Annotated in this window: 10 protein-coding genes and 1 pseudogene; 3 read left to right on the top strand and 8 right to left on the bottom strand. The window is 56.8% G+C overall.

Annotated elements, in window-relative coordinates; all coding sequences use genetic code 11:
- Positions 1-258: 258 nt before the first annotated feature.
- Together BMW49_RS24115 and BMW49_RS24110 are read right to left on the bottom strand one after the other, a co-directional pair.
- Positions 259-756 (bottom strand): MOSC domain-containing protein, encoded by a 498-nt coding sequence (locus BMW49_RS24115; RefSeq protein WP_069522545.1) that lies wholly within the window; start codon positions 754-756, stop codon positions 259-261.
- A gap of 153 nt (positions 757-909) precedes the next feature.
- A complete protein-coding gene (locus BMW49_RS24110) occupies positions 910-1539 on the bottom strand; it encodes a DUF1780 domain-containing protein (RefSeq protein ID WP_069522547.1) in 630 nt (209 codons plus the stop codon).
- A gap of 282 nt (positions 1540-1821) precedes the next feature.
- Here BMW49_RS24110 and BMW49_RS24105 point away from each other — a divergent pair, with 282 nt between their 5' ends.
- Both BMW49_RS24105 and BMW49_RS24100 read left to right on the top strand, forming a co-directional pair.
- On the top strand, positions 1822-2511 hold the full coding sequence (locus BMW49_RS24105; protein WP_069522549.1) for an energy-coupling factor ABC transporter permease: 690 nt from the start codon (positions 1822-1824) through the stop codon (positions 2509-2511).
- Positions 2512-2586: 75 nt separating this feature from the next.
- Positions 2587-2802 (top strand): hypothetical protein, encoded by a 216-nt coding sequence (locus BMW49_RS24100; protein ID WP_069522551.1) that lies wholly within the window; start codon positions 2587-2589, stop codon positions 2800-2802.
- 11 nt (positions 2803-2813) lie between these two features.
- Here the strand turns inward: BMW49_RS24100 and yacG are convergent, their stop codons facing one another.
- From yacG to BMW49_RS24070, 6 genes are all read right to left on the bottom strand, one after another.
- A complete protein-coding gene (gene yacG, locus BMW49_RS24095) occupies positions 2814-3014 on the bottom strand; it encodes a DNA gyrase inhibitor YacG (RefSeq protein WP_069522553.1) in 201 nt (66 codons plus the stop codon).
- Positions 3011-3622, bottom strand: coding sequence for a dephospho-CoA kinase (gene coaE / locus BMW49_RS24090; protein WP_069522555.1), 612 nt, complete (start codon positions 3620-3622; stop codon positions 3011-3013). Before coaE ends, yacG begins: the two co-directional genes overlap by 4 nt.
- Before the next feature lie 315 nt (positions 3623-3937).
- Positions 3938-4810, bottom strand: coding sequence for a prepilin peptidase (locus tag BMW49_RS24085; RefSeq protein ID WP_069522557.1), 873 nt, complete (start codon positions 4808-4810; stop codon positions 3938-3940).
- Between the two features lie 3 nt (positions 4811-4813).
- Positions 4814-6031 (bottom strand): type II secretion system F family protein, encoded by a 1218-nt coding sequence (locus BMW49_RS24080; RefSeq protein ID WP_069522559.1) that lies wholly within the window; start codon positions 6029-6031, stop codon positions 4814-4816.
- A gap of 2 nt (positions 6032-6033) precedes the next feature.
- Positions 6034-7737, bottom strand: coding sequence for a type IV-A pilus assembly ATPase PilB (gene pilB, locus BMW49_RS24075; protein ID WP_069522560.1), 1704 nt, complete (start codon positions 7735-7737; stop codon positions 6034-6036).
- A gap of 391 nt (positions 7738-8128) precedes the next feature.
- A complete protein-coding gene (locus BMW49_RS24070) occupies positions 8129-8626 on the bottom strand; it encodes a pilin (RefSeq protein WP_069522562.1) in 498 nt (165 codons plus the stop codon).
- Positions 8627-9031: 405 nt separating this feature from the next.
- On the opposite strand from BMW49_RS24070, the pseudogene BMW49_RS25285 reads away from it, so the two are divergent.
- A pseudogene (locus tag BMW49_RS25285) lies at positions 9032-9327 on the top strand (IS30 family transposase); the annotation flags it as partial.
- Positions 9328-9416 lie beyond the last annotated feature (89 nt).

Here is a 9416-nt window from a genome sequence, read left to right as displayed (position 1 = left end):
TCATCGAATGTTCTGCGTTTTTGGGACATGGGCAAACTCCTCGATAGATGTATTTTCCACCTATCGAGGTGTCCGGGGAAATTAGACCACTACAAAGAATAGACCCATAGTTGACAGGTCAATCCATATCAGGAGCCCCGCCTCGGGGCGAATCGATTGCAGTCATTCAGTTATTTCGGCGTTGCCCATGGCATTCGCCGCGGGGCGCGGCTCCTACGAAAAGCCAAGGCGGCATAAAGCCGTAGCCATGGATTACCCTTATAGCGGTTCGAGGGTGAGGCGGTCATCGAGGCGGATGATGCCGGTCTGCAGCACCCGGGCGGTAATGCCGCCGTGGCCGCGCACGGCCTGGAAGGTACCCTCACCAAGGCGGGCTTCCAGGCGCGCACAGGGCTGGCACCAACCGGTGGTTTCCAATATCGCCTGACCGATGCGAAAGCGCCGGCCCTTGAGGCTGAACAGGTTGATACCGCTGACCGCAATATTGCGCCGCAAGTCACGCGGGTGTATGGCCTGGTCGCCCTCGCGGCCGAGCAGGGCGCTGATTACGGCCATGTGCTCCCACTGGATCAAGGTCACCTGACGGGCGTTACGCGGGCCTGGGCGGCTGTGGTCGCCGGTCAGGCCGGCCTCGCGGCGCGCCTCGACCGCCTCGAGTTCGAGCATGGCCTCGCGCGAGGCGGGGCGCACGCCAATCCAGCGTACGCAGCCGGTTTGCGGGACGGCGGCGATCAGGGCTTGCAAGGGGCTGAGCATGTGCAGCGGATGTCCATTGTCAGTCAAAGTGAGGTGATGCCGTAGTGGGCGTTATATGCACCGATTTAGCCCGTGTAGGAGCGAATTTATTCGCGATTATGCAGCGAATTTCGCGAATAAATTCGCGCCTACCCAACGCTTGCATAAGGTCGGTCACAGGCTGATACCGACATCAAAGACAATCGTGCGGCCCAGATTGCGGCGCAGAAAATCGGGGGCCTGCGGATGAGCGAAGAGCACCCGCGCGAAGGTCGGTCCGACCAGCGACAACGAACGCCAGCCTTGGCGCAAAAACTCAGTAGGCGGCGGGAAGTGGCTGTTGAAGTCAGGCATGGCACGCTTGAGGCTGACGAAGGCGACCAGGTCCAGCTCGCCGAGGTCCAGGCTGCGTTCGCGGTAGTTGTGCGCCTTCTTGCGCAGTGTCGGGGCCAGGCGCTCCTGCAGCTCGCGTGCGGCGATGCGTCGTGGCTTGGCCTCACGGCGTACCAGTTGGCTCAGGGAAAACGCGCTACGCCGCCGCTCCAGCTCGGCGCGCCACTCATCATTCAGGCGCCGGCCCTCGTCGAGCACAAAAAACACCTCGAAGTTCGCTTCGCGAAACAGTACATCGGGCGGTTCCTGAGGGGCGGCGCTGAACTCATCGAGGCGATGGCTGACATTGAGTGCTTGCAGCAGGCGTTGGCACACCCACCGTTCGCGCTCCCACTTGCGGGCGTTGGACAGAAAGGCGTTGGCTTGTTCGGCCTGGTACGTGAGCAGGCGCAGGTAATCCGAGTCATCCATGGGCCGAGCTTAGCCTGAGTCGGTGGGCGCTCGAAAGCGCTGTCGTCAGCTCGCACGCCTGTGACCATCGGTCGCGCTGCGTTTGGTGTCAGCCGGTTTAGCGGGCTGGGCAAGGGTGTAAACTGCGGCTGTGTTGCCCAAGGCTCGCAACGATTAAGCGTTGCATGGGGGGATGCAGTAGGGTGCGCCGTGCGCACCAAAAACCACAGCCGATGCTGATGCGCGCAGCCTGAGTGCAGCACAGCACTTAGGGATATAGCCATACCAAACGGGGTCGCCTCGATGATCGCTGCCGAACTGCTATCGACCACCAGCCAGGTCATCGGTTGGCTGCTGTACCTGCCGGTGCTGCTCTGGGCCATCGCCCGTGCGCCCTGGGTCGAGCTGTTCAGTGATCTGCGTCGCCAGCACCTGCTGTTCGGCACCGCTCTGGCGTTGTTCGTCCTCTGGCTGGTGCGCCGCGACTTTGACTCCGGGCTGTCTTATCACTTTATTGGCATAACTGCCGTGACCCTGCTGCTCGACTGGCCGCTGGCGATTCTGGCCGGGCTGGCCGCACAAATTGGCATGCTGCTGTTGGGGCGTCACGACCTCGCTGCCCTGGGCATGAATGGCGTGCTGCTGGTGCTGATCCCGGTGGCGGTCACCGAGTACTGCGCGCTGCGGGTCGAGCGGGCGCAGCCGCGTAATCTGTTCGTCTACATCTTCTTTTGCGGGTTCTTTCCGGCGGCGCTGGCGATGCTGCTGTGCATCGTCGCCGGCCTGGGCGTTCTCTGGGTCGATGGGCTGTTTCCGATGCCGCCCTTGCTTGACGACTTTGTCGGTTACCTCTGGCTGATCGTGTTTCCCGAGGCCTTTATCAACGGCATGATCGTCACCGCGTTGGTGGTGTTCTACCCGGACTGGCTGGAAACCTTCAACCGCAGTCGCTACCTCTCGGTGCCCTGGAAGGACGACGAACCCCCGCGCTGACTACTGACCCAGGTCAAACCCTCTGTCGCGAGGCGTGGCACCGTAGTGTTTTCAGGTGCGAGTGGAGACGAATCGATGGGGATGCATGAATGGGCCAGGGCTCACATCGAGCAAGCACTGAGCGACGCCAGCCAGACAGGGCTCGACCCGGCCCTGGCATTGCGCGCGCTGCTGAGCGTGGTAGTCGAGCGCAGTCGGCAACAGCGCAGTGCTGCCGACCTGGCCGGTGAGCTGCAGTTTCTTGCGGACAACCTGGACGACTCGCGTGACTATGCCTTTATGCGGCCTTGAACTGCGCGGGCTCAGTGGCGGCGGGGTGGCTGTTCTTCGGAAAACACGTCGTCCTCCAGCTCATTGCCGGGGATCGCATGGGCCTCGGAGGCCCAGGCCCCCAGGTCGATGAGTTTGCAGCGCTCGGAGCAGAACGGTCGGTTCGGGCTTTGCGCACTCCATTCGACCGGCGCGGCGCAGGTCGGGCAGGCAACTACTGGGGGTGTGCTCATGATTGGCCTCCACGAAGACTCAAATAAAACTGGTGCAGGCGCGCGACTTCCTCGCGCAGCCATTGGGTGTCACGGTCATTGATCAGCACGTCATCGGCATGCCGCAGGCGTTCTTCGCGGCTGGCTTGGGCCTTGATGATGGCTTCGACCTGTTCTGCCGAGGCCTGGTCGCGTTGCATGGTGCGTTGCAGTTGCAGGTGTTCGGGTGCATCCACCACCAACACACGTTGGGTCAGGGCCTGTTGGCCGGACTCGACCAGCAGCGGCGACACCAGGATGGCATAGGGTGAGTCGGCCTTGGCCAGATACGCGGTAATCTCCTGGCCGATCAGCGGGTGCAGCAGGGTTTCCAGCCAGCGGCGTTGCGCGGTATCGGCGAAGATCAGCCGGCGTAGCGCCGCGCGATCCAGCTCGCCACTGGCCTGCAATATACCACGGCCGAAATGCTCGACGATTCTGGCCAGCGCCGGTCGCCCAGGCTCGACCACCCAGCGCGCGGCATGATCGGCATCCACCAAATGCACGCCCTGCTCGATAAACAGCTCGGCCACTGCACTCTTGCCACTGCCAATGCCGCCGGTAAGGCCGAGAATCCAGGGGGTCGTCATGGCGCGTAGGGCTCGTCAGTCATCAACAGGCCGCCGATTGTAGTGCAGGCAGCTAGGCGCTGGCGAACCGGCCAGCAATTGCCAATTATGTGACAACCGCGCAGCGCCGCGAGTGGCAACGTGTGCAGGCTATGCCGTGGCGGGCCGTTAAGCACCGGCTAGGCGGTATAGGCGCTGTAGGAGCGAATTTATTCGCGATAAATCGCCGCCTCGCTGAAACTGCCGCCGCTTTAGTCGCGATGCTTGCAGCGCTTGCAAGATCCATCGCGAATAAATTCGCTCCTACACAGGGGGCGGGTTAACTCATGTATAGCCTTAACGGAAGCCGGCGAACTGCAAGTAAGTGCTGGTGATGGCATCGCCCCAGAGCAGGGCGATCCAGCCGGCGATCGCCAGGTAAGGGCCGAAGGGGATCGGTGTGCTGGTCTCTGCATTGCGCAGGCGCAGCATGATCATCCCGAGAATAGCACCGACCAGCGACGATAGCAGGATGGTCAACGGCAGTATCTGCCAGCCGCCCCAGGCGCCGAGCAGGGCGAGCAGTTTGAAATCGCCGCGGCCCATACCCTCTTTACCGGTCACCAATTTGAACAACCAGAACACCGTCCACAGGCTCATATAGCCGGCGACTGTGCCCCATAGCGCATCACTGAGGCTGGTAAACACACCAAAGGCATTGACGATCAGCCCCAGCCAGAGCAACGGCAGTACCAAAGCATCCGGCAGCAGTTGATGATCAGCATCGATCAAACTCATCGCCAGCAAACCCCAGGTCAGCACCAGTGCCGTACCTGCCTGCCAGGTAAAGCCAAAGTGCCAGGCCACATAGGCCGACAGCAGGCCGCAAGCCAGCTCCACCAGCGGGTAACGCAGGCCGATCGGCGCTTTGCAGCTCGAACATTTGCCCCGTAAGAACAGGTAGCTAACCAGCGGAATATTTTCCCACGGGCGAATTTCATAGCTGCAGTGCGGGCATTGCGAGTTGGGCAGTACCAAGTTGAAGGGCGCTTCCTGTGGGCCAGCAGGCAGTTCCAGAATCTCCCGTGCTTCGGATCGCCACTCGCGCATCAGCATTTGCGGAAGGCGGAACACGACTACGTTAAGAAAGCTGCCAATCAGTAGACCAAGTAGCAGGGCGCATAAAACAAAGGCCAGCGGTTCGCTGGCCAGGAAGTTGAGAATGGGCATGAGTTAAACGACGGCGCCCAGCTGGAAAATGGGAAGGTACATGGCGATTACCAGGCCACCGACCAGTATCCCTAGCACCGACATAATGAGTGGCTCTACAAGCGCCGTTAGGCCATCGACTGCGTTATCAACTTCGGTCTCATAATAACTCGCCACCTTGTCCAGCATCGTATCTAAAGCCCCCGATTCCTCGCCGATCGCTGTCATTTGGATTGCCATTGCTGGAAATACGTTGGTTGACCTCATCGAGAAATTTAATTGCATGCCGCTTGATACGTCTTGCTTTACTTTCTCTACAGCATTCTTAAATACGATATTGCCTGTGGCGCCTGCAACCGAGTCTAGCGCCTCTACCAGTGGTACACCAGCTGCAAAGGTAGTCGAAAGTGTACGTGCGTAGCGTGCAACGGATGACTTGTAAATAATATTGCCTATGATTGGTGCTTTCAGTGCGAGACGATCCAGCCAGTTCCTGAAACTTTCAGAGCGTTTAACCCCTTCTTTAAAAGAGAATACGGTTATCACTAATCCAAGTAGAAGGATGTACCAGCTTTCTTGCAGTGCATGTGAAAGCCCAACAACAAAAAGGGTGAAGCCTGGTAGCTCAGCTCCGAAGCTAGAAAAAACAGATTCGAATTGAGGTACTACTTGTATTAGAAGAATGCAGGAAACAATAATAGCAATTACGATAACTGCAATTGGATAGTTCATTGCTTTCTTAATTTTTGCTTTTAGTGCCTCGGTCTTTTCTTTATAAGTTGCTATGCGGTCAAGTAGTGTTTCGAGTGCGCCTGCTTGCTCCCCCGCGTCGACCAGATTGCAAAATAGGTCGTCGAAATAAAGAGGTTGACTCCTTAGCGCGGTGGCAAAGCTATTGCCTGCTGCTACTTGCTGTTTGACGTCGTCAACCAGCTTTCTCATATTCGGATTTTCGAGACCGTCGCCAATAATATCGAACGACTGAAGCAATGGTACACCTGCCTTCATCATGGTCGCCATCTGCCGGGCAAACAGAGCGATATCCATAGGTTTGATTTTTTTGCCGCTAGCAAAGATCGAGATCGCTTTTTTGCGCACCTTGGTGGGATTGATGCCCTGTTTGCGCAGGTGCGCCTTGACCAGTGCTGGATTTTGCCCGCTCAGCTCGCCTTTGACGACGGAGCCCCTCTTATCTTTGCCTTCCCAGGTAAACACACTGGTCTTTAGCGCTTTTGCTGCCATGGTTAGTCCTTGGTCACGCGGTTGACTTCCTCGAGGCTGGTGACGCCTTGCATGGCTTTTACCAGGGCCGAGGTACGTAGATCATTAAAGCCGTCTTTGCGCATCTGGTTGGCAATATCGATGGAGTTGCCTTCCTCCATGATAATCCGCTGCAGGGCCGGCGTGTTTTTAACCACTTCATAAATCCCAACACGGCCTTTGTAACCGCCATTGCAATTTTCGCAGCCGACTGGGCCATAGATCTTGAAGGTGCCAATTTTGTTTTCCGGGAAGCCTTCCTCGAGCAGCGCTTCACGGGGAATCACGACTTCCTTTTTGCAGCTGCTGCACAGCTTGCGCGCCAGACGCTGGGCAATGATCAGGTTGACCGATGTGGCGATATTGAACGAGGGCACGCCCATATTGCGCAAGCGTGTCAGGGTTTCTGCAGCGCTGTTGGTGTGCAGCGTCGACATAACCATGTGGCCGGTCTGGGCGGCCTTGACCGCGATAGAGGCGGTATCCAGGTCACGGATCTCCCCGACCATGATGATATCCGGGTCCTGACGCAGGAAGGATTTCAGCGCAGCCGTAAAGTCCATACCCTGCTTGGGGTTGACGTTGACCTGGTTGATGCCCTCCAGGTTGATCTCTACCGGGTCTTCGGCGGTGGAGATGTTCACATCGACGGTGTTGAGAATATTCAGGCCGGTGTACAGCGACACCGTTTTGCCTGAGCCGGTCGGGCCGGTTACCAAAATCATCCCTTGGGGCTGTTTGAGCGCTGCGAGATAGAGTTCTTTCTGTGATTCCTCATAGCCCAAGGCATCAATACCCATCTGCGCGCTGGAGGAGTCGAGAATCCGCATTACGATCTTCTCGCCCCACAGCGTCGGGCAGGTGCTGACGCGAAAATCAATGGACTTGGTTTTAGAGATGCGCATCTTGATGCGCCCATCCTGAGGCTTGCGTCGCTCCGAAATATCCAGCGCTGCCATCACCTTGAGGCGTGCGGAAATTCGTGGGGCTAGTTGAATAGGAGGACGCGCCACTTCATGCAAAATGCCATCGGTACGAAAACGCACCCGGTAGCTCTTCTCATAGGGTTCGAAGTGCAGGTCCGAAGATCCAGCCTTGATCGCATCCAGCAGCATTTTATTGACGAAGCGCACCACCGGCGCGTCGTCGGCGTCCTGGTTGCCATCGTTAATGGGTTTTTCGTCGCTGGCCGCTTCGACATCAATGCTGCCTAGGTCAATATCGCCCATATCGCCCAGGCCGCCATCGGTCGAGTCAAAAAACTTGTCGATTGCCGCGCCAAGTTTGTCGTCCTCGACCAGAATGGCTTCAGTGTTGAGCCCAGTGCTGAACTGCACATCGGTAATGGCTTGGTGGTTGGTTGGGTCGGAGATGGCGATAAACAGCTTATTGCCGCGGCGTGATAGCGGCAGCACCCGGTGCTGGCGCACCAGCTTTTCGCTGATCAGCTCCTTGGGCTGGACTTCCTTATCCAGAGTATTAAGGTCAAGGTAAGCAATACCAAATTGCTCGGATGCCAGCTCAACCAGCGCGCGACTGGTTGCCAGGCGGTTTTGCACTAGGTAGGTCACCAGCGATAGCTGATTGCGCTGCGCCTGCTGGTGCGCCTGCTGCGCGGCTTTTTCATCAAGCAGCCCGGCCTGTACCATCTGTTTTGCCAGGCCGGTAAGGGACACGCTATCGTTCATTGCGGGCTCCATAACAATTAATGCCTTATAGCCGAGATGCTTGGGCATGCCAAATCTAAGGGCGGCAGGTGCCGAAAAAGCTACTATAAAGAGCTTTTGGTCGGCAGCGAATTATTCATTTTCCTTACTCAGAACGCTCTGAAAAAGTCTCGTTTTTCTGAGGTTTCAGCCTGCGGCACGCGTGTTGACTAAGAATTTCTCTCCGTAAGCAAGCTTTTTCAGATCATTCTTAAGAGGGGGCTATTGTCATCAGGCCATGGGAAGAACTATGTGCGGGACCGATGCGAAAGTTTAAGAGCTCCGGCTGAGAAAATACCATAGTAAAAATTGCAAAAAAGGCCACGCTCAATGAGCGTAGCCTCTCCATTCTCGGGCTGAGGACTACTCTTCGTTAGTCACGGCACTCGGCCGGCAGATATTTAGCGAGGATTGTTGTCTCGGAAACATTAGGGTTGCAGCGCCACACGATACTGCCTGTGGAGTTGTCGTCAGCAATAGCCTCGCCACCAATGTAAGGGGTATAAACCAGAACATTCTCAGTTGCTAGTTGCGGTACGCCTTCCCGTTCGCCTTCAGCTTCAGTCAAGAATGTGATCGAAATTGCACCAGTAGCCGCGTCAACCGCAATAGCCTCAATTTTATCGGTTTGCAGATTAGGCTGATCGTCCTCGATCTCAGCTGAGTAAGCTGCAACACCGGCAATACCGCGGTTTGCGAACAGATCGGCAACACCAATTTTGATGGAGCTTGCAGCAATTGCGCCTTCCGATACTTTGGCGCGTACAGTGTAGTCTTGGTAAGCCGGCAGTGCCACAGCCGCCAGAATGCCGATGATCGCGACGACAATCATCAGTTCGATCAAAGTAAAGCCTTTTTGCATAGCTTTCATGTTTACAACTCCTCACTGTGGAAAGTTTTGGCTAATCATTTGTGATGAGCCAAATATCGGGGTAGTACCGCTGGCGCTGACTACGTAATAGGGCGAGTGTTCGGACTTGGAGCCGACCAGCGCTATATTGGCTACTGCAGACGGCGTGCCAGTTTATGCCGGGGATCGATTTTATTATCATCAGCAAGCTGAAAGGCCTAGTTTGACTGGGCTACAAGGGTTTTCTTTGATGCTGTGAGGGTTGTGATAATTTGCGATGTGCCAGCTTTTTCAGGTCTCCCCTGACGAGACCTAGCCGCACTGCTACAGGCACCTTGTGACAATAATTGTCAGTCCGTAAGTTGGGTCAAATCTATAGATGTTCGGTTGCTGCTCTGCCCGTGTACCCTGAGCGGATTCAGGCATTGCCGAGCAATGCGAAAGCTGTCTGCGGGTGGTGAACGCTTCGAATTGGTGGTCTGTATGCTACGTGAACGTTTGTTCCCCGCTGTAAGCATGCGCAGCATGAACACTCCTAGCCTCAGAGGGGGCGTCTGTCTCGAGGCAATTTATAACGCGATCTATGCCTTGCCGGTCAGATGCGTAAGGAGCCGATCACTTACCTGCGCCAAAGCAAGACGAGGTGCAGGCTGCGTTCTCGCGGCGTGGGGCTGTGCGGCCAGATTCTTGATATGGCGCGCATTTATGCGTGCTCGCCTAAGGATCCTCTGAAGTAGCCATGCATTTCTGGCCGACTTCAGCCTCCGCTGATTTTGAAAGCGGAAAATCGATCAAAAACGATCAGATCACC

It is taken from the genome of Pseudomonas cuatrocienegasensis (assembly GCF_900110925.1).
GTDB lineage: Bacteria > Pseudomonadota > Gammaproteobacteria > Pseudomonadales > Pseudomonadaceae > Aquipseudomonas > Aquipseudomonas cuatrocienegasensis.
Note: the sequence above shows the minus strand (reverse complement) of the source record. Positions and strands in the feature narration are given on the sequence as shown.